The following is a 19,302-nucleotide window of genomic DNA, read 5'->3' as shown; positions in this document are numbered from 1 at the left end:
CCCGCTCGATCGCGGGGGCCGGTCAGTTCATCAGGGATTCGCGCTTCACGTCGGCGATGACGTCGCCCAGCGAGCGATCCGACGGGCTGTTGTCCGCATATTCGATGATGAACGGGTCCGCCTCGATACGGGGCGCCGCCTTGCGCCGGGGCGCAGCAGGCTTGGGCGAAACCGCCGCCACCATAGCATGCGTCTGGACCGACGCCATCCGTGTCGCCGCCCTGGGCAGCGGCGCAACCTCCGCACCGTCCTCACCATCGCCTGTCTCGGCCGCGACGCTGGCATAGCGAAGGCTGCTGCCCAGCGCCGGATCGGGCGTGAAGGGATGCAGTTTCGCCTTGGCCGGATAGATGAAGCCGAAGGTCGGGTTGATGCGGGCGCCCATCTGGCCGGTCGGGCTGTGCCAGACGCGCACCTGGCTCCAGTCGCCGGCGTCCGACACGTCGATCGCCAGCACATCCTCCTCGATCGCGCCGGGCGACGACCAGTTGGCGTGGCGGATCAGCACGCGGCGATCATCCAATATCCGGCTGACCACGGCGACATGGCCCAGGGTCATCGGCCCGACGGGCCGGAAGGCCAGCACTGCACCCTTTTTGGGGATGCTGCCGCGCTTGTAATGATCCTGTGCCTGGTCCCACCAGGTCAGCGCATCACCATAGATTTCCACGCCCGACACGATGCGCGCATAAGGAACGCACTGCAGCGCCGAGGCGCCCAGCACGGGCGCCGCCGTCAGGCCGGACAGCAAAGCCATCCAGCGGACATATCGAAACATTTAATGCGACCTCTAAGCGTCGAGTATCGCCCCACCGCGATCGACCCTAGAGCCCCATCCGTAAGGATTGGGTTAACGGCTCAGAAAGCACCCTTGGCGCTGTCGGTGCCGGCGGTGGCGCGATCGGCCAGGGCGATCTGGACCGGCTGATCGATTTCCGGCTTGTCGGCATAGATGAAGCCGTTGGTCGGGTTCGAACGCAGGCCAACGTCGCCGATCGGGCCATACCATACGCGCACGTCGGTCCAGTCATTGTTGGGCGACACGTCGATGGCGCGGACATTGCGCTCGACACCGCCACGATAGGACCAGTTGGCGTGGGTCAGCAGCACTTCGCGATCATTGACGATCTTGCTGACCATGGCGACATGGCCGACCGGCATCGAACGGCTGGACGCGAAGGAAAGGACGGCACCGACGCGGGGCTCATGACCACGGTCGTAGCGACCGGCGGCCTGGTTCCACCAGGTGTTGGCATTGCCGAAAATCTCGATGCCAGAAACTTCGCGGGCGAAGGGCGCGCATTGCAGGACACCGGCGGTGGCGGGAACGGCAGAGAAGGCACCGAGCGCAAGCATGGCGGCTGCGAACAGCACGCGAAAACCACCGATCATTCCTTGCGACCCCCGACTTGTAGGTAGGTATAATCCCCGATGACCTCCTTAGGGCAGACGCCGTTCGTCTTGAAAACCGCCGAGCGATGAGTCGTTGCTGCGATGCGTCATGCTGCGGAACGAAAAACATGCCCGGCCGTTACATGGAGCCGGGTTGCACCGTTCAACTCGTTGAAAAGACTATCTTCCGTGCCAGTCATCCAGACCTGGCCGCCGGTTTCCCGCAATCGATCGAACAGTGCAGCTCGTCGCGACGGGTCGAGATGCGCCGCCACTTCGTCGAGCAGAAGCACCGGCGGCTGGCCGCGATCGGCCGACACCAGAGCCGCATGCGCCAGCAGGATCGAAAGCAGCAGCGCCTTCTGCTCGCCGGTCGAACAGAGCGCCGCCGCCTGATTCTTGGCGATGTGGATGACATCCAGATCGTGGCGATGCGGCCCCGACAGGGTGCGGCCGGCCGCGGCATCGCGTCGCCGCTCACGGGCAAGCCGCTGGCCGAGCAGTTCGTCGCTGGCGCCGTCCTCCTGCGCGATTCGGATGAGGGGCCGGGCGAAGGGCTCGTCGGGCTGATCGACCAGTTGCCGGTTGAGGCGCGCGACCAGGTCGGCGCGGGCGGCGGCGAGCGCCGTGCCATGCTCGTCCATCTGCGCCTCCAGCGCGCCGATCCAGGCCGGGTCCGCCCGGCGCAGATCGGTCAGCAGCCGGTTGCGCGCGCGCATCGCCGCCTCATAGCGGGCGCTGTGCGCGGCATGGCCGGGATGGAGCGCCAGGGTGAGACGATCGAGGAAACGCCGGCGACCGCCGGGGCTGTCGAGGAACAGCCGGTCCATCGCCGGCGTCAGCCAGACGATCGAGAGATGATCGGCCAGCGCATTGGCGGACGAGGCGACACCGCCGATCCGCACCTGCCGCCGGTCGGGCGCATCCGCGCTGACGCCAGTGCCCAGCACCACGCCATCCACCTCCGCCGCGATGCCAAAGCTGCCGCCGCCGTCCTGCCGCGCCATCGCCCGCAGTGCCGCGCCGCGCAACCCCCGGCCGGGCGCCAGCATCGATACCGCTTCCAATATGTTGGTCTTGCCCGCGCCATTGTCGCCGGTCAGCAGCACGAATGGCTGGTCGGGCACGATCAGCGCGTCCGCATGGTTGCGGAAATCACTCAGGGTGAGGCGGCCGATCATCGCGCCGCTGTAGCGAGGACTGCGCGCCGGGGGAAGCGGTTCAGGCCGCCGGGGTGCAGCGCTTGCGCACGATCGCCGTGCCGTCATTGGTGATGGTAAGCTGCTGTCCATCGGTCGAGGGACGCAGCATCAGGGTCCGGGTCCAGCTTTCGCCCTCCCCCGTGAAATTGGCAACGACCGCCAGCCGCCCCTCCGCCTCGCGCGTGACACGCTGCACCGTGCCGACGCTCTCGTGGAAGATCAGGCTGGCCGCGGTCAGTTCCAGCGCTTGGGCCGCCGCCCTGTCGCCGCAGCGTTCCTTGGTGCCGGTCCAGCGCCCCTGCAGCGCGATGGGGATCGCATTGGCGTGGAGCGCCTCCCCCTTGGCCACCGGCAGGTCGGGCGCAGGCTCTACCGGGGTAATGGCATTGGCGCCGGGCGGGACATCGCGCGTGCTGGGCAAGGCCTGGTCCAGGATGTTGGTGACCATGCCGGACTGATTCTGTTCCTTGCTGCCGCAACCGGCGAGCAGCAGCAGCGGAAGGGCGAGGAGGGAATGGTTACGCATGCGATGCCAACCCGGCAGGGCCGCATCGGGTTCCCCCAACCCTCGCGTGACCGGCCATCGCGGCCATGCTATCACCACAGAGACAATCGAGGAGGGATGCCATGCCGGTCCTGGGAATGGGCGGACTTTTCTTTCGCGCACGCGATCCGGCTGCGCTGTCCGCCTGGTATCGCACCCATCTGGGCGTCGGCGGCGGATGCAGCGCCGATCCCGACATTCCGGCGGTCAACGAATATGTCTGGCAGACGCTGGGCGGACCGATGGTCTTTTCGCCGTTCAAGCAGGACAGCGACTATTTCGCCGCCGACAAGAGCTTCATGATCAATCTGCGCGTGTCCGATCTCGACGGGCTGCTGGCGGACTTGCGCGCGGCGGACGTTGAGGCCATCACCAAGCCCGAATGGGATCATCCCGATGTCGGGCGCTTTGCCCGCATCCATGATCCCGAGGGCAATGCCATCGAATTGTGGGAACCGCCCACCCCCGCCGCCTGACCGACCCATGGGAGCTAGATTATGAAGAGCGCGAAGATCATCCTGGCCCTGGCGGCCGCAGCCCTGGGCACGCAGGGCAGCATGGCAGCACTGGCGGTGGGCGCCAAGGCGCCGGAATTCACCACGCGCGGCGCGCTGGCCGGCAAGACCTTCACCGTCACCCTGTCGCACCAGTTGAAGCGCGGGCCGGTGGTCCTCTATTTCTTCCCCAAGGCCTTCACGCCGGGCTGTTCGGCCGAGGCGCGCGAGTTCGCCGAGAATATCGACAAGTTCAAGGCGGCCGGCGCCACCGTGATCGGCATGTCGGCCGATCCGGTCGACGATCTGGTCGCCTTCTCCACCAAGGAATGCGCCGGCAAGTTCGCGGTCGCCTCGGCCGGGCCGAACATCGTGTCGGGCTATGATGTCGCGCTCAAGATGCGGCCGGGCATGACCGACCGGACCTCCTATGTGATTGCGCCGAGCGGCCGCATCGCCTTCGTCCATAGCGAGATGAGCTATGCCGGCCATGTGAAGAGCACGCTGGCTGCGGTCGAGGCGATGAAGCAGAAATAAGGCGCAACGGCGAAGGGGTGCCGGTCACCCCTTCACATATTTGTCGAACCAGCCGATCGTTTCATTCCAGGCGGCCTTCGCCGCTGCTTCATTATAGCTGGGCCGATAATCGGCCATGAAACCATGGTCGGCGCCGGCATGGACGGTGATCGCATCGGGTGGCGACTTGCCTGCCGTCTTGAGCGCGGCGCGCATCGCTTCGACATCGGCCTGCGGTATGCCCTTGTCCAGCTCGCCATATTGGCCGAGCACCGGCGCCTTGAGCTGCCCCACCTCCTCGATCGCCGACAGGGTCTGGAGGTCGTTCTTCTGGGTCACGAGCCGGCCATAGAAGGCGATGCCGGCGTCGAGCGCGGCGCTGTGCGCGGCATAGAGCCAGACCACCCGGCCACCCCAGCAGAAGCCGGTAATGCCGCGTCGCGCCGCATCGCCGCCATGGGCGCCGGCAAAGGCATAGGTGGCATCGATGTCGGACAGGACCTGCGCGTCCGGTGCCTTGCTGACGATTTCGGCGACAAGCTGCTTGAAGTCGCTGACCTTGGTCGCATCGCCATGGCGGGCGAACAGATCCGGCGCGACGGCATGATAGCCCGCTTTGGCGAAGCGCCGGCACATGTCGCGCACCCATTCATGGACGCCGAAAATCTCATGCACGACGACGATCACCGGCGCCTTCTTCTTGTCCGCCGGCCGGGCGACGAAGCCAGGCATGGCGAAACCGTCGCTGGTCGGGATCAAGACGGCTTCCTCCACCAGCCCATCGGCCGGGGTCTGGATGGTGCTGGCCGCGACCGGCTGGCAGGCGGCGGCAAAACCGGCGGCGAAGGCGCCCCCGGCCAGAATGTGACGCCGGCTAAGCCCGGTCGAGGCGATCCAGTTGCGATCCTCCGCCAGCCGCTCGACGGGGGACGGCACATCATCGCGATCGGTGGTCATCGGCGCTCTCCTGCTATGGACGGGCGCAGACTAGCCCAAGCCCACGGTCGCGCAAGCCGACAGGACAATCCCATGACGCCATCGCCGCCATCGGCGTTCCGATCGATCCAATTTTGGGCGAGACACAGGAAATATGGCAGCTTGTCCGCAGCTTGTGGCGGACTTGATTTCGATCAGCATGATTTTTCGGAACATCGCTGCGCCGGCCCAAGTTGAGCGCAGGCGGGTTACGATGCCCGTTAGGAGAGTGTGAGATGGCAAACCAGAACCAGAACCAGAATCCCGGTCAGCAGGGCGATCAGCCCGGCAAGCCCGACCAGCAGAACCAACAGGATGAACAGCGTCGCCAGCAGGGCGGCGGCCAGCAGGAACGCCGCGACAATCAGGATCGCGAGCAGCGCTGATCCCTTCATGCATCCCATAGCATGAGCTGGGGCCGTCCCGCCGGGGCGGCCCTTTTTTTTTTGGGGCGTCAGACATGCTGAAACGGCGCCCCATGCCTGAACATCGCGCCATCGCGCTTGGCATCGCCATCCCGGCAGGATAGCGCCTGCGCCATGACCGCCCCCGCCCATCCGCGCCGCACCGCCGCCATCGCCTTCATCCTGGTGACGGCGCTGCTCGACGTCATGTCGATGGGCATCGTCATTCCGGTGCTGCCGCAGCTGATCGAGACATTGTCCGGCTCCAGCACCAGCGCGGGCTTGTGGAACGGCCTGTTCGTCGCGCTTTGGGCGGCAATGCAGTTTCTCTGCTCGCCGGTGATCGGTTCGCTGTCCGATCGCTTCGGGCGCCGGCCGGTGATCCTGATCTCGGTCGCGGGGCTGGCGCTCGACTATGTGCTGATGGCGCTGGCGCCCAATCTCTGGTGGCTGGCGCTGGGCCGGATCCTTGCCGGCATCACCTCGTCCAGCTTCACCTCCACCTTCGCCTATATGGCCGACATCACCCCGCCAGAGGGCCGGGCGCGCGGCTATGGCCTGATCGGCGCGGCGTTCAGCGCGGGCTTCGTCGCCGGGCCGCTGCTGGGCGGGGTGCTGGGCGAGATCTCGCACCGCGCCCCCTTCTGGGCTGCGGCGGGCCTATCCGGCCTCGCCTTCCTCTATGGCCTCGTCGTTCTGCCGGAATCGCTCGCCCCGGAAAAGCGCATGGCGTTCAGCTGGCGCCGCGCCAATCCTTTCGGCGCGCTGCAATTGCTGCGCTCGCACCCCGAATTGTCGAGCCTCGCGATCGTCAATTTCCTCCTCTATTTCGCTCATCATCTCTTCTCGGCCGTGTTCGTCCTCTATGCCGGCGACCGCTATGGCTGGGGCGCCTGGCAGGTCGGCACCCTACTGGCGATGGTCGGCCTGCTCGACATGGCGGTGCAGGGCCTGCTGGTCGGCCCGGTGGTGAAGCGACTGGGCGATCGCACGACGATGGTCGTGGGCCTTGGCTTCGGCGCGGTCGGCATCGCCGCCATGGGCCTGGCGCCGACAGGCTGGCTGTTCGTCGCCGCCATGTTCCCCAACGCGCTCTGGGGCCTCGCCATGCCGACCATCCAGTCGCTGATGACGCAGCGCGTCTCCGAAAGCGAACAGGGCCAGTTGCAGGGCGCCAACAACAGTGTCGGCGCGATCGCCGGCATCGTCTCCCCGCTCTTCTTCGGTGCGGTCTATTCCGCCTCGGTCGGCACCCGCCCGATCCTGCCCTTCATCGGCAGCGCCTTCCTGATCGCGGCGCTGGTGCTGGCCGGCGCCGCCTTGCTCGGCCGCGCAGCGGGACGCAAACAGGATGGTCCTGCGCCGGCCTAGAGCATTCTGAAGTCGGCTAGAACAGCCGACGACTCGCAGAATGCGGCAAACAAAAGGAAATCAGAGCATCATCCGATTTACCCTAATCGGATGATGCTCTGAGCCGGGAAAACTGGACATATCGGGGCGGTGCGACTAACCGGGCGCGAATCCCTTCCACCGCTCGACATAAAGGCGATTCGATGACGCTGCCCCTTCAGGATTCCATCCTTATCGTGGACTTCGGCAGCCAGGTGACTCAGCTCATCGCCCGGCGCGTGCGCGAAGCCGGCGTCTATTCCGAGATCGCCCCCTTCACCCAGGCCCAGGCCGCGTTCGACCGCATGAAGCCCAAGGGCATCATCCTGTCCGGTTCGCCCGCCGGCGTGCCGGAGGAAGGCAGCCCGCGTGCGCCGCAGGCCCTGTTCGACGCCGGCGTGCCGATCCTGGGCATCTGCTACGGCCAGCAGGTGATGAGCCATCAGTTGGGCGGCGAAGTGCGCCCCGGTCACGAAACCGGCGAAGGCGGCGAATTTGGCCGCGCCTTCCTGACCGTGACCGAACCCTGCGCCCTGTTCGACGGGCTGTGGGAAGTCGGCGAACGGCATCAGGTGTGGATGAGCCATGGTGACAAGGTCACGAAATTCGCGCCCGGCTTCAAGATCGTGGCCGTGTCGGACGGCGCGCCCTTCGCGGTGATCGCCGACGAGGAACGGAAATTCTACGGTACGCAGTTCCACCCCGAAGTCGTGCATACGCCCGACGGTGGCAAGCTGATCGCCAATTTCGTCCGCCATGTCTGCGGCCTCGCCGGCGACTGGACCATGGCCGAGTTCCGGCAGGTCAAGATCGCCGAGATTCGCGAACAGGTCGGCACCGGCCGGGTCATCTGTGGCCTGTCGGGCGGCGTCGACAGCGCGGTGGCCGCCGTGCTCATCCATGAAGCGATCGGCGACCAGCTGACCTGCGTGTTCGTCGATCATGGCCTGATGCGCCTGGGCGAAGCCGAGCAGGTGGTCAGCCTGTTCCGCGAACATTATGGCATCAAGCTCGTTCATGTGAACGCCGAGGAGCGCTTCCTGGGCGGCCTCGCCGGCCTCACCGACCCGGAAAAGAAGCGCAAGTTCATCGGCGGCGAATTCATCGCCGTGTTCGAGGAGGAAGCCGCCAAGATCGGCGGCGCCGATTTCCTGGCGCAGGGCACCCTCTATCCCGACGTCATCGAATCGGTCAGCTTCACCGGTGGTCCTTCGGTCACGATCAAGTCGCACCATAATGTCGGCGGCTTGCCCGAACGCATGAACATGAAGCTGGTCGAGCCGCTGCGCGAACTGTTCAAGGACGAAGTGCGCGTGCTGGGCAAGGAACTGGGCCTGCCTGACATCTTCGTCGGCCGCCATCCCTTCCCGGGGCCGGGCCTGGCCATCCGCATCCCCGGCGAAGTCACCAAGGAACGTTGCGACATATTGCGCAAGGCCGACTTCATCTATCTGGAGGAAATCCGCAACGCCGGCCTCTACGACGCGATCTGGCAGGCCTTTGCCGTGCTGCTGCCGGTCCGCACCGTCGGCGTGATGGGCGATTACCGGACCTATGACAGCGTCTGTGCGGTGCGCGCGGTCACCTCGACCGACGGTATGACCGCCGACATCTACCCCTTCGACGCCGCTTTCCTCAGCCGCGTCGCGACCCGCATCATCAACGAGGTCAAGGGCATCAACCGGGTGGTCTATGACTATACCAGCAAGCCCCCCGGCACGATCGAGTGGGAATAATTTTTGCCCCTCCGGGCGCATCCGAAATCACGCCATAATACGACATAAGCCAATGAAAATGCTGAAAAAATCTCTCTGAGGCTTTCGGCATCTATCGCCGGGTTAGCCTCCCGTTTGACGGTATGGCTGGCGGTATGGCGAGTCTTGTCTCAACCGAAAAACGCATATACCGTCAGGGGCAAGAGAGCTTCTGACGGTATATTTATTTGCTTAAATACTTGTAAATGCTGAATAAAACCATGTCAGTCGGCCCAATTTTGGCCTGACGGTATAATTGGGTGCTCTCCTGCATTTTTTTGACCGATCTGGAGGGTGCAGATGCTTACCGACGCTGCCATCAAAGCGCTGAAACCAAAAGATAAATTATACAAAATTGTGGATCGTGACGGTATGTACGTCGTGGTCCAACCTTCAGGTTCAATCGTGTTCCGCTTGGACTACCGGCTCAACGGCCGTCGGGAGACCTTGACGTTGGGTCGTTATGGCCCGGCGGGTCTGTCTCTGGCCCGAGCGCGTGAGAAGCTGATTGATGCCAAGCGCGCGATTTCCGAGGGTCGCTCGCCGGCGCAGGAAAAGCAGCGCGAGAAGCGGAGGATCAAGGAAGCCAAGAGCTTCGGCCAGTTCGGTGAACGCTGGCTTCAGGAAGCGAGGATGGCGGACAGTACACGCGCGATGCGGCGGTCGATCTTCGAGCGCGACATCCTCCCGGCGTTTCGCAATCGACTGCTAACCGAGATCCTACCAGAGGATCTGCGCGGGTTGTGCGCGAAGGTAAAGGAACGCGGGGCGCCGGCAACAGCGGTCCACGTCAGAGACATTGTGAAGTTGGTTTTCGCCTTCGCCATTCTGCACGGAGAGAAGGTCGCCAAGCCTTCTCGATCTGGTTCAGCGATTGAGCGATCAGAAAGCTCTTGAGGCCGTAGCCCGCCATGAAGGCCAGCGCGGACTCGAAGAAATCGAGGCGGCCGAGGGCGGGAAACTCGTCGAGCATGAGCAGCAGGCGATGCCGCCCGGCCTTTGCTTGCAAATCCTCGGTGAGACGGCGGCCGACCTGATTGAGGATCAGGCGTATCAGCGGCTTGGTGCGGTTGATGTCGGACGGCGGCACGACGAGGTAGAGCGTGGTCGGGAGCTTGCCGCCCACCATGTCGCTGATCCGCCAGTCGCAGCACCGCGTCACCTCGGCCACGACAGGATCGCGGTAGAGGCCGAGAAACGACATGGCGGTGGAGAGCACGCCCGAGCGTTCGTTGTCCGATTTGTTGAGCAGCTCGCGCGCTGCGCTGGCGATGACGGGGTGCGGCCCTGCCTCGCCGAGGTGGCTGGTCTTCATCATTGCGGCAAGCGTCGACTCGATCGGGCGCTTTGGATCGGACAGGAAAGCGGCGACGCCGGACAATGTCTTGTCGTCTTCGGCGTAGAGGACATGCAGGATGGCGCCGACCAGCAGGGCATGACTGGTCTTCTCCCAATGGTTCCGCTTTTCGAGCGAGCCTTCGGGATCGACCAGGATGTCGGCGATGTTCTGGACGTCGCGGACTTCCCATTCGCCGCGGCGCACCTCGAGCAGCGGATTGTAGGCCGACGATTTGGGGTTGGTCGGGTCGAACAGCAGAACGCGGCCATGCTGGGCGCGAAAGCCGGCGGTGAGCTGCCAGTTTTCCCCTTTGATGTCGTGGACGATGGCCGAGCCCGGCCAGGTCAACAGGGACGGCACAACCAGGCCGACGCCCTTGCCCGAACGGGTCGGGGCGAAGCAAAGCACATGCTCGGGGCCGTCGTGACGGAGATAGTCGCGATCATAGCGGCCGAGCACGACACCGTCGGGACTGAGCAGGCCCGCGGCTTTCACCTCGTCCTTTTCGGCCCAGCGGGCGGAGCCGTAGGTCGCTGCGCTTTTTGCTTCGCGGGCGCGCCAGACCGACATGCCGATGGCGACGGCTATGGCGATGAAGCCGCCCGACGCCGAGATCATCCCGCCCTTGGCGAAGACCTCCGGCGCGTAAGCGTCGTAGAAATACCACCACCAGAAGAACGCCGGCGGATAGTAGATCGGCAGACCGAAGAGGTAAAACCAGGGCGCGCCGAGCTGCGCCTGAAAGCCGAGACTCCATGCGACATATTGCGTCGCCGCCCAGGTGGTGAGCAGCACGATGAGGAAAACGACGGCGATCTGGCCCCACAGGATTTTGGTTGCGGACATTGCTGCGGTCCTTTCTTCTTAGGTGATTAGAGGCCGAGCCCCCGCTTGCGGCCGAAGCTCCAGTCAACACCGCCGTCGCCGCGAGCGACCCCGGAGACGTGCTTGCCGAGCTGGCTCTCGAGGGACGGCGACCAGGGCACGAGCTGGAAGCCGAGGCCGTCATCGATCATCGCGAAGCGGCCGGATGCGAGCGTCATGCGCTGGCGATAGGTGCCGGCGACATATTCGCCATTACCGGCCGCTTTGAACGGCTGGCCTGTCTCCTTCGCAAGCCAGTCGGCAACGGCATCCACCTCGCGGCGACGAAGCGTCTCGATGAGGTTGCGGCTGAAGATGACGCGGCGGCCTTGCTGCTCGGCGAAACCTTCGTGGACCAGATGCTCCGCCCGTTGCCGCATCGCGTGCCGCACCTCGGCGCCGAAGCCGCCCTCGGACATGGCGACGGGTTCGCGGGCGATGGACTGCCGGTCGAGCCAGGTCGCGCCCGAGGCGTTCACCTGATGCTGGAGATCGAGATCGGAGCGGACGGCGAGCGCGACGCGGCGTTCGCCTCTCGCATCTTCATAGGTGCGCAGCTCGACGATCGAGCCTGGCGCGCTGTCCCCCGCCGCATCGAGATGCGGCAAGCGGATGTGGTGGGTCCGGCCATCGACGCCGTCGACCACGGCGTAGGCCGTTCCCTTCAGCTCGTCATCGAGGCCGCGCTCGACCAGACGGCCGATGACCGGCACATCGAGGCTTTCCCCAGCCAGTACGTAGTTGCCCGAGCCGCGGTCGATACCGCGTTCGGTGAGTGCGCGGTGCATGCGCTTGATGATGTCGCCGCGTTCGCCGAGCTGGCGCAGCGTCACCTCAGCCTGATCGTCGATCATCCACTGGCCCGGTCCGACTTCACTGGCGAGGCCGAGGGCTGCGAGTTTGCGCAGGCGGCCCACCTTCTCGACGGCGTAGGCGTCGGGCTGGCGGCCGACCTCCGGAGCGACATCGATGACGCCGGTCTTTCCAGCGTCGCGGACAAGCTGCCGATCAAGCTGCGTCCAGCGCTCCGCCCCGATCTGGCGTTCGAGCGTGCGGCGAATATCGAGATCCGTGCGCGGGCCAAGCTCCTGTGTGATGAGGTCACGCGCGCGATCGCGCATGCCCTCCTTGATGTAGTCGCGCGAGATCACGAGGTCCTGGCCGTCGTCGCGGACGCCGCGCACGATCAGATGGACGTGAGGATGCTCGGTGTTCCAGTGATCGACCGCGACCCAATCGAGCCGCGTGTCCAGATCCTTTTCCATCTGGCCGACAAGATCGCGGGTGAAGGACTTGAGGTCCGACATCTCCACGGCGTCGTCCGGTGAAACGATGAAGCGGAAATGGTGGCGATCGTCCTCGCATCGCCCGGCGAAGGCGCGGCCATCAGCTTCCTCCGTTCCCGGCCCGAACAACCGGGCCTTTTCTCCATCACGGGTCACGCCGTCGCGGCGGAGATAGTCGAGATGCGTGCCGAGCGGCGCGGTGCGGCCGGAGTGCCGCACGACGCGGGCCTTGATGACAGCGCCGCGCGTGCGCGCGGTGATGAGGCGGTTCGCCTGGATGCTGGCGCGCTGGCCGCGGCCGAAGCGCGAGCGATTGGCGGCAACGACGCGCCCGGAGCGCGAGACGCCGCCGCCCGCCTTCTTCGCCGCCGCCAGCGCCTGCGCGATGAAGGGCCGAGCTGACTGCGCGCGGGTCGATCGGATGCGCCCAGGGCGAACACGAAACTCGTGGTCATCGGCCATGACGCGAGCCCGAAATGTGCGAAAAATCGCGTTGATACAGGTAGTTGGGCGTCAGGCGCACATTGCCGATGGGCACGGCAATGTGCGGAGCGCGCCAAAATATCCTGCAAATACAACCGCCCGACCGACGCGCAATGTGCGGCCTTTTATCCTGCCATCGTGCGGTTGTTGTGCCTGCCTCTCCCCCTTGTGCCCTCCATGTCACGCCGGAATGCGACAGAGTGCGAAAGCTACTTCCGCAGCTCATCGGGGCGCTCCACCGTCAGAGCGAGCGACCACGATAGGGGCGTTCGAGTCTTCGGCGGTATCGGGAACGCGCGCCGCGACGGAGGTGCGGTTGTCGTTCGACCGCGCGCTTTCCGATGTCGATGTTGCCGAACGAGCGTCGGCGGAACGCACGACGAAGAGCGGCGCTTCCCGCCAATCCGGCGGCGGTGGCGGCGCAACCGATGGCGCGCTCGACGGCAATGGTGCGCCTAGCTGCGGAGCCAGCAGCGCGATGTAGGCCCGCGTTTCGGCGGGCAGGGCGCGGCCGGTCTGGACGTATTCGTCGTAGCGGCCAGGCCCCGCATTGTAGGCGCCGAGCATTGCGGGGATCGTGCGATAGCGGTCGAACATTTCGCGCAGGTAAGCAGCGCCTGCGAGGATGTTGTCGCGCGGGTCGTAGGGGTCACGCCCGAGCCCATAGCGAATCCGAAGCGCGGCCCAGGTATCGGGCATGACCTGCATCAACCCCAGCGCGCCGGCCGACGATATGGCGCGCACATCTCCGGCGCTTTCGGCGCGTTTGACGGCGACGATCCAGTGTTCGGGAATGCCGAACCGCTGCGAGGCTTCGGTGACGAAGGCGGCGTGCGGATCGCCAGCGACCGTGCGCGCAGCCGACACGGACTGGGCAGGAGCGGCGTCCGTTGCGCCTGCTGCGAGGGCCAGGCCGGAAAGGAGAAGGAAGGCCATGCGCTGGACGACGTGATGCCGCCCGCGCGCATCACGATGGCTCATCGTTGGACGGGGACCGGACATCGGTCAGTCCTTCCCGGCGCGGTCGCGCGGGCGCGACCAGTGCAGCGACCAGGCATTCCCGGCGTCATCGTCGCGGAACAGATTGGCGCGGATCGGCTGCGGCAGCGCAGGGTCGTCGATCAGTACGGCAACGTATTCGCCCGCGCGCTCGCCGGTGCGTTTCCAGCCCGCGCCGATTTCCGGACCGGCTTCGGCTTTACCATCGTCGCTGGCGTGAACGCGGTAATCCGGCGCGTTCTCGGCATCGGAGGGTTCTGCGGGCACAATGACGACATCGCGGAAGAGCGTGAATGTCTCCACCTTGCCGGCGAAGCCCGTGTCCTGGTGCGTGAATTGACCAATCTGAGGCATGATGACTTCCTTTGCGGCGGCGTTGGGAAAGCCATCGGTGGGCGCCGCTCCCGCCGACAGCGAGGTGTCATCGCGTCGGTGCGCGCCATTCGAAGCGGCCCGTTTCGTCCTCGTCGGTCCACAAGGGGACGGCGCGGCCGATGATCTGGCCGGTGGATGTCAGGCCGAAGTAGCGACCGTCCAGGCTGTCGCGGACCTGCCAGTTCATCAGAAAGACTGCGCCGCTCGGGATGCGGCGGCAGCCCTGCCAGATCGGCAGGTCGCGTCCCGCGCGATCACGCGGCAGCGCATCGCCCATCTCGAGGCCGTCGATCGTGACGGAGAGGTTCGAGCGGCAAACGGTCTGCCCGGAAACGCCGAGAATGCGCTTCAGCAGCGGGACGCCTTTGGGAAGATAGCCGCGTTCGGCCATGAAGGTCGCGAGCGGCTCGGGCGCATCGACGGCAACGAGATCGGTGACGTCGAACGGGCCGTCGACGTCGATCGTGTAGAAGCCGATGGGGGCGCTCGCCGATGCGTTCCACAGGAGCTTGATCGGCATCGGGGTGAGCGCCGGATAGCTGATGCCCGTGGTCGCGAGAGCCATGACGAGGAAGAGACCGGCGCGCGTCACGACTGTGTCCTCCGGCGCAGGAGGAAGGCGCGATGCTGGTCGAGCGTATAGGTACGCGGCTGATGTCCAGCCGCCATCCGGTTGTGAACGTGCCGCCAGTGTTCCGGCGAAACGGTGTCCGCCTCGATGCCGATCGCTTCGATGGCATCGACGTGGCGCAGCACGTCTTCGACCTTCTGCCATCCGTCGATCCTGAGCAGGATTTCACCGCCCGGCCGGACGAAAGGCAGCGTCTGGTAGGGCTCTCCGGGCTCGACCGCGCGCACGATGTCGATGCGCGAGACGATCGTGCCGAAATCGTTGGCCGCCCATCGCACGAATGCGAATACGGTGTTCGGGCGGAAGGAGATGACACGCCGGCGGCGGTCGAGGATCTGTTCATGCGCCTCACGGCCGAACCTGATCCAGTATTCGATCTTCTTCTTGATCCACGTCAGTTCGACGTGGGTCATGCTGCCATGGGGGAGCGCTGACGGCAGCGGGCCGCCGCGCATGCGGGGAGCCGCAGTGCCGGTCATGTAGGGTCTCCTGGTGTCGAGGGGAATTCACGCGCGAGCAGCTCGCGCAGCATGTCAGCGACGGTGACGCCGCGCCCGAACGCGGCGATCTTGATCCGGCCGCGCAGTTCGGGCGTCACATCGATGGTGAGCCTGGCGGTGAACGCGGCAACGTCAGCGGCGCGTGGTGCGTTGTCCGCAGCCTTGATCCATTGGTCGGGATCGGCGGGGCGCGATGCGAAGCCACGACGGGGGGATCGTTCGTTCATTGTGCGCCCCCGTCGATCCGCAGACGCAAGAGTTCGTCGGCGAACGCCGCGATCTCGCGCGCGGCCGATGTCGCATCGTCGAGTTCGGCGACCAGGCGGCCGGTCTGCGCGGCGGCGGCGAAGGCGATGCGTTGGCCGATGGTGGTGGCGAGCAACGGTGGATCGTGATCGGCCAGGGTTTCGGCGGTCTCGCGGGCCAGGACGGTGCGCGCACCGCAGCGATTGAGCACGAACCGGGCGACCAGTTCCGGGCGATAGACGCGGGCTTCGTGGAGCAGCGCCAACATCTCGGCCGATGCCCAGCCGTCGAGCGGCGACGGCTGTACCGGGATCAGCACGAGATCGGCGGCGAGCAGCGCCGAGCGCATGAGGGCTGCGACACGCGGCGGGCCGTCGATGACGACGTGGTCGACATCGCGGGCCAGCTCCGGCGCTTCGCGGTGGAGCGTGTCGCGCGCCAGGCCGACGACGCCGAACCGGCGCGGCAGGCCCTCACGGCTGCGCTGCTCAGACCAGTCGAGAGCCGAGCCCTGTGGGTCCGCGTCGATCAGGGTGACGCGCTGACCGCGCCCGGCGAGTTCGCCGGCAAGGTTGAGCGCCAGCGTCGTCTTGCCGACACCGCCTTTCTGGTTGAGGAACGCGACGATCATCGCGCACCTCCAGGCCGATCGAGGAGCGGAAGCTGATCGGGGGAAGCCCGTTCGCTCTCTTTCCGGCTCGTCTGAACAGCTGGAGCACCCTTGAGCGGTGATCTGCCGGCGGCGCGGAGGCTCGCTGCGGCTGCGCGGATGAGGTTTTCCACATCGCGCGCGCGCTCTTCAAAGTTAGATTCTTGGTTAGACTCTAAGTTAAGGGCGCGAATCCGCCCACGATTTCCAGACGTTAAGGCCGGACTGGGTTCCTGATGGCACGAGCCTCGGGTTCCCGATGGCACGATAGGTCGGGTTCCCGATAGCACGAGGCCGTCCACAGGTTTCCCACAGGCGGCCAGTGGCTCGAAAGCCAGCAGCGTGCGCCCGCCGATTTCCGCTTCGAGCGACAGGACGTAGCCGGGCAGTGGTTGGCGCCGCACGATGTCGCGCAGTTCGAAGGCGAAGCGCTTGAACGGCGACAGGCTGCCGGATTTGAGGTGGAGGTGGCGTAGGTCGAAACGCCAGCCGCCGCGCTGACGGCCGCCGTGTTTGCGCACGATGCGGTAGAGCCAGCGATCGAGGCCGCCGGTGAGATCGAAATAGGCCGGATCGATGGTGAGGATGAGCGCGTCATCGAGGACGGCCTTGTAGAACCAGTCGGGGACGATCAGCTCGATGCCATCCGGTCGTCCTTGGCGATCCGTGCGCTCCTGCCACTCGTTTATCCACGAGAAGCGGTGACGGCGGCCTTCGGCGGGCTGGCGGATCGACGTCGAGATGGTGGTCGATTGCAGCCGATCGAGCGCGGCCTTGAGCCGCTGATAATCGCGCATGGATGTGCCGCGACCGACATAGGTGAGGATCTCATAGGGTGTCGCCGCCATCAGACGCGACGTGCGCAGGCCCGCGTCCCGGGCCTCGACGATCTGGCTCGCAGCCCAGATCAGGATGTCGGCGTCCCAGATTGTAGCCATGCCATGATCGGGGACGGCTTCGACCCGGATGGAGACGCCGCCCGCCGAAAAGTCGATCGGCGCTATGCGGTGCGATTTCGAGAGGGAGAAGAAGGGATAGGCCATGAGATCCTGCGCATCTCGTGGCGCGAAGTCGCCGGGAAGCGCGCGAAACAGGTCGAGCTGCCCACGCTCCGAAGTGTCACGACGACGCACCACCATGAAAGGGACCGGCCACGATCAGCGTGCGTATCGGCCGGCGATCTGGCCGGTCGGTAGCGTCTGGCGCTTGGCGGGAAGCACGGAGCCGCGCGGATCGGACGTCGAGGTTACGGTGCCGCGCTCGGCCCAGGTTTCCAGATCGTCGACCGAATAGACGACGCGCCCGCCGAGTTTGTGATAGGCCGGACCCGTGCCGTAGGTGCGATGTTTTTCCAGGGTGCGCGCGGACAGGCTAAGAAACTCGGCGGCTTCCTTGGTCCGCAGGTAGCGTGGCGGGAGCGCGGCGGTATCGGGTCGCATTGGGCGGGCCTCCGTGGGGTTGCTGGGGGCCGCTGACGATCAGCGGCTGACAGCGACAACGGTGGCGGAGAACCTTCGGCGGGATGGATGGGGGACTTGGGATGGCTAAATTCCCACCCCTGTCGTTGGCGCGGGCTAGGTGCGTCGACGATGCCGAAGCAGGTGCAGATAACCGCCATTGATGAGGGCCGACCCGGCTTCGGCGAATGCGATCACGGCATCACGCAGCGGCGAGGTCTTCCAGGGGTCTGTATCGATCCGCGCCGCGCCATAGATTGCGATGGCGATGTCGCGATAGGTCGCGCCGTTCATGCGACCGTCGGCAGCACGAAGTTTGAGGCGAAAGCGGCGACGCTGCTCGGTGGTCATGCGCGTGTCGCGCAATGGCGGACGTTGGAGCCAGGCGCGTGAGAGGCGTGTCAGCGCATCAATGCGATCGAGGATGTCGTCATCGATGGGGATGACCGCCGCAAGCTGGTTGTGTGGGGATGTGCCGGGCAGGAAGAGAAGCTGGAGGTCATGCTCGGGAAGACCGGCATATGCTCCTTCGGGGCCATCATGTCCCGCAGCGAACCTGCCGGCTAGGCTGTTTGAGCTGGACGGCAGAAAGTTCGGCCGCGCTGTCAGAAAGAGGACGGCGGGATTGCTCTGCGGCGACCACACCACCTGTTGCTGTAGGGCAGAACGACCTGGTCTCGCGGGGAAATCGCAACCCCCAGCGCCGCTGCCTGTCATCAGGCAGCGGCTGCGTCTCGGCGCCGACCTCGACCAGACCGGCGTATTCGTCCTGATAAGGTCGGTATCTGCGAAGGCATTCCCACGCGAGACCTTCGATCGGCAGTGTATCGAGGAAATCGTAGCTGCGGTCGTCTCGCCAGTTCGATGTATCGGGCCTCATCGCATCAACTCTCCCGCGTGGTGCGCGTAAGTCGAGCGTGTGATTTTTCTCGGCGCGACGAGGCTCTTGGAAGCCCGGACGAGGGCATTGCGTGATGTCGAAACGGCATCACGCAGGTTTGTAAACCTCTCAGCGGTGAGCGGGGCGCAGGAGGTGCCGATAGCCGGTGTGTGTCATCCAGCGGGCGCGTTCGAGATGGCTGTCATGAATGCGTCGGCAGCGTTCGGGTTCACGGTCGGGATCGAGGTCGAACAGCACCCGCACGGCCTCTTCCCAATGCGCGCCGTCTGCGGCCGCATCCAGCAAGCGCATGTAAAGTTTGGCGTGCGACCTGTCGTAATCGGTGAGATCTTGCCCCGACGGCGCGAGGTCCTGGAATGGTGCGGTCATGGTGTAGACTCGGCGAATATGCGGTGCCTGTCTATGATCCAAGTTTGATCCGAAATGGAGACAGTGCGAATGACGTGGAGCCTGGCTGCCCACAGGTCAGCGTAAGCCTGTAGATCGGTTCGGCTTGTTTCCGCGATCATCGACCAGCAGCACTCCTTGCCCTCGGTCGGTCGACAGGAAGACGATGCCGGCAGCTTCCAAGGCCCTGCGTGCCTGATCGCGCGTCGTCTCGTACACATCGAGCCCGCTTTCGGATTCGAGGCGCTTGAGCGCGGTCAGCGATATGCGGGCCTTGTCAGCGAGCGTCTCCTGCGTCCAACCCAGCAACGCGCGTGCGGCCCGTGATTGTCGGGCGGTGATCATGCATGATCACCTCCCATCGCGACTGGCGCGCGCTCCAGAACTACGGCTATTTTAGTCGTATTAGCCCGCTTCAGCCAGCTCAAAGACGTTGCCGGAGGGCCATGTTGCGCTGACGCCGATTTGGTGATTCGGGCAATCGCGCCGTTGTCGTCAGTGAAACGAAGGTACTG

General features: G+C 65.4%; 23 protein-coding genes and 2 pseudogenes. 5 read left to right on the top strand and 20 right to left on the bottom strand.

The window, feature by feature from the left end; genetic code table 11:
* Positions 1–22: 22 nt before the first annotated feature.
* The 4 genes from HH800_RS23435 to HH800_RS23420 form a co-directional block, all read right to left on the bottom strand.
* On the bottom strand, positions 23–778 hold the full coding sequence (locus HH800_RS23435; RefSeq protein ID WP_169862742.1) for a CHAP domain-containing protein: 756 nt from the start codon (positions 776–778) through the stop codon (positions 23–25).
* 80 nt (positions 779–858) lie between these two features.
* A complete protein-coding gene (locus HH800_RS23430; RefSeq protein WP_169862740.1) occupies positions 859–1,392 on the bottom strand; it encodes a CHAP domain-containing protein in 534 nt (177 codons plus the stop codon).
* A 107-nt stretch (positions 1,393–1,499) separates the two neighbouring features.
* Entirely contained in the window at positions 1,500–2,573 is a 1,074-nt protein-coding gene (gene recF, locus HH800_RS23425; RefSeq protein ID WP_169862739.1) for a DNA replication/repair protein RecF, read from the bottom strand.
* Positions 2,574–2,613: 40 nt separating this feature from the next.
* Positions 2,614–3,120, bottom strand: coding sequence for a hypothetical protein (locus HH800_RS23420; RefSeq protein WP_235681949.1), 507 nt, complete (start codon positions 3,118–3,120; stop codon positions 2,614–2,616).
* 101 nt (positions 3,121–3,221) lie between these two features.
* On the opposite strand from HH800_RS23420, the gene HH800_RS23415 reads away from it, so the two are divergent.
* Positions 3,222–3,614, top strand: a complete 393-nt coding sequence (locus HH800_RS23415; protein ID WP_037507261.1) for a VOC family protein — start codon at positions 3,222–3,224, stop codon at positions 3,612–3,614.
* A gap of 21 nt (positions 3,615–3,635) precedes the next feature.
* Complete coding sequence (locus HH800_RS23410) at positions 3,636–4,169, top strand: peroxiredoxin (protein WP_004209859.1); 534 nt, start codon at positions 3,636–3,638, stop codon at positions 4,167–4,169.
* A gap of 24 nt (positions 4,170–4,193) precedes the next feature.
* Here the strand turns inward: HH800_RS23410 and HH800_RS23405 are convergent, their stop codons facing one another.
* Together HH800_RS23405 and HH800_RS23400 are read right to left on the bottom strand one after the other, a co-directional pair.
* Positions 4,194–5,105, bottom strand: coding sequence for a dienelactone hydrolase family protein (locus HH800_RS23405; protein ID WP_169862735.1), 912 nt, complete (start codon positions 5,103–5,105; stop codon positions 4,194–4,196).
* 239 nt (positions 5,106–5,344) lie between these two features.
* Positions 5,345–5,518: a hypothetical protein gene (locus HH800_RS23400; protein WP_169862734.1), complete on the bottom strand. Its 174-nt coding sequence runs from the start codon at positions 5,516–5,518 to the stop codon at positions 5,345–5,347.
* Positions 5,519–5,662: 144 nt separating this feature from the next.
* On the opposite strand from HH800_RS23400, the gene HH800_RS23395 reads away from it, so the two are divergent.
* From HH800_RS23395 to HH800_RS23385, 3 genes and pseudogenes are all read left to right on the top strand, one after another.
* Positions 5,663–6,898: a TCR/Tet family MFS transporter gene (locus HH800_RS23395; RefSeq protein WP_169862732.1), complete on the top strand. Its 1,236-nt coding sequence runs from the start codon at positions 5,663–5,665 to the stop codon at positions 6,896–6,898.
* 182 nt (positions 6,899–7,080) lie between these two features.
* Entirely contained in the window at positions 7,081–8,652 is a 1,572-nt protein-coding gene (gene guaA / locus HH800_RS23390) for a glutamine-hydrolyzing GMP synthase (protein ID WP_017499169.1), read from the top strand.
* Positions 8,653–8,970: 318 nt separating this feature from the next.
* Positions 8,971–9,528: pseudogene (locus HH800_RS23385) on the top strand (tyrosine-type recombinase/integrase); the annotation flags it as partial.
* On the opposite strand, the pseudogene traG reads toward HH800_RS23385, so the two are convergent.
* From traG to HH800_RS23320, 14 genes and pseudogenes are all read right to left on the bottom strand, one after another.
* Positions 9,509–10,855 (bottom strand): annotated as a pseudogene (gene traG / locus HH800_RS23380) (IncP-type conjugal transfer protein TraG); the annotation flags it as partial. The pseudogenes HH800_RS23385 and traG overlap by 20 nt on opposite strands.
* A gap of 26 nt (positions 10,856–10,881) precedes the next feature.
* The gene (locus tag HH800_RS23375; RefSeq protein WP_169862730.1) at positions 10,882–12,621 is read right to left on the bottom strand and encodes a relaxase/mobilization nuclease domain-containing protein; all 1,740 of its coding nucleotides are present in this window, start codon (positions 12,619–12,621) and stop codon (positions 10,882–10,884) included.
* A gap of 243 nt (positions 12,622–12,864) precedes the next feature.
* A complete protein-coding gene (locus tag HH800_RS23370; RefSeq protein ID WP_169862728.1) occupies positions 12,865–13,644 on the bottom strand; it encodes a lytic transglycosylase domain-containing protein in 780 nt (259 codons plus the stop codon).
* Positions 13,645–13,647: 3 nt separating this feature from the next.
* Positions 13,648–13,995 carry a DUF736 domain-containing protein gene (locus HH800_RS23365; protein ID WP_169862726.1) on the bottom strand — a complete coding sequence of 116 codons (348 nt, stop codon included), beginning with the start codon at positions 13,993–13,995 and terminating at the stop codon, positions 13,648–13,650.
* 67 nt (positions 13,996–14,062) lie between these two features.
* Complete coding sequence (locus HH800_RS23360) at positions 14,063–14,608, bottom strand: S26 family signal peptidase (protein WP_169862725.1); 546 nt, start codon at positions 14,606–14,608, stop codon at positions 14,063–14,065.
* Complete coding sequence (locus HH800_RS23355) at positions 14,605–15,126, bottom strand: DUF2840 domain-containing protein (protein WP_169862723.1); 522 nt, start codon at positions 15,124–15,126, stop codon at positions 14,605–14,607. Before HH800_RS23355 ends, HH800_RS23360 begins: the two co-directional genes overlap by 4 nt.
* Positions 15,123–15,374: a hypothetical protein gene (locus HH800_RS23350; RefSeq protein ID WP_047820995.1), complete on the bottom strand. Its 252-nt coding sequence runs from the start codon at positions 15,372–15,374 to the stop codon at positions 15,123–15,125. The genes HH800_RS23355 and HH800_RS23350 overlap by 4 nt, the downstream gene beginning before the upstream one ends.
* On the bottom strand, positions 15,371–16,024 hold the full coding sequence (gene parA, locus HH800_RS23345) for a ParA family partition ATPase (RefSeq protein WP_169862721.1): 654 nt from the start codon (positions 16,022–16,024) through the stop codon (positions 15,371–15,373). Before parA ends, HH800_RS23350 begins: the two co-directional genes overlap by 4 nt.
* Complete coding sequence (locus HH800_RS23340) at positions 16,021–17,181, bottom strand: replication initiator protein A (protein WP_169862719.1); 1,161 nt, start codon at positions 17,179–17,181, stop codon at positions 16,021–16,023. Before HH800_RS23340 ends, parA begins: the two co-directional genes overlap by 4 nt.
* Positions 17,182–17,199: 18 nt before the next feature.
* Complete coding sequence (locus HH800_RS23335; RefSeq protein WP_169862717.1) at positions 17,200–17,481, bottom strand: helix-turn-helix transcriptional regulator; 282 nt, start codon at positions 17,479–17,481, stop codon at positions 17,200–17,202.
* Between the two features lie 135 nt (positions 17,482–17,616).
* Positions 17,617–18,147, bottom strand: coding sequence for a DUF2285 domain-containing protein (locus tag HH800_RS23330; protein WP_169862715.1), 531 nt, complete (start codon positions 18,145–18,147; stop codon positions 17,617–17,619).
* Positions 18,038–18,379: a transcriptional regulator domain-containing protein gene (locus tag HH800_RS29635; RefSeq protein ID WP_353936231.1), complete on the bottom strand. Its 342-nt coding sequence runs from the start codon at positions 18,377–18,379 to the stop codon at positions 18,038–18,040. Before HH800_RS29635 ends, HH800_RS23330 begins: the two co-directional genes overlap by 110 nt.
* Positions 18,380–18,508: 129 nt before the next feature.
* Positions 18,509–18,769 carry a DNA -binding domain-containing protein gene (locus tag HH800_RS23325; RefSeq protein WP_169862713.1) on the bottom strand — a complete coding sequence of 87 codons (261 nt, stop codon included), beginning with the start codon at positions 18,767–18,769 and terminating at the stop codon, positions 18,509–18,511.
* A 96-nt stretch (positions 18,770–18,865) separates the two neighbouring features.
* Complete coding sequence (locus HH800_RS23320; RefSeq protein WP_128779061.1) at positions 18,866–19,132, bottom strand: helix-turn-helix domain-containing protein; 267 nt, start codon at positions 19,130–19,132, stop codon at positions 18,866–18,868.
* Positions 19,133–19,302 lie beyond the last annotated feature (170 nt).

The organism is Sphingobium yanoikuyae (assembly GCF_013001025.1).
In the GTDB taxonomy this organism is placed as follows: Bacteria; Pseudomonadota; Alphaproteobacteria; order Sphingomonadales; family Sphingomonadaceae; genus Sphingobium; species Sphingobium yanoikuyae_A.
This window is presented reverse-complemented; position numbering and strand designations above follow the sequence as displayed.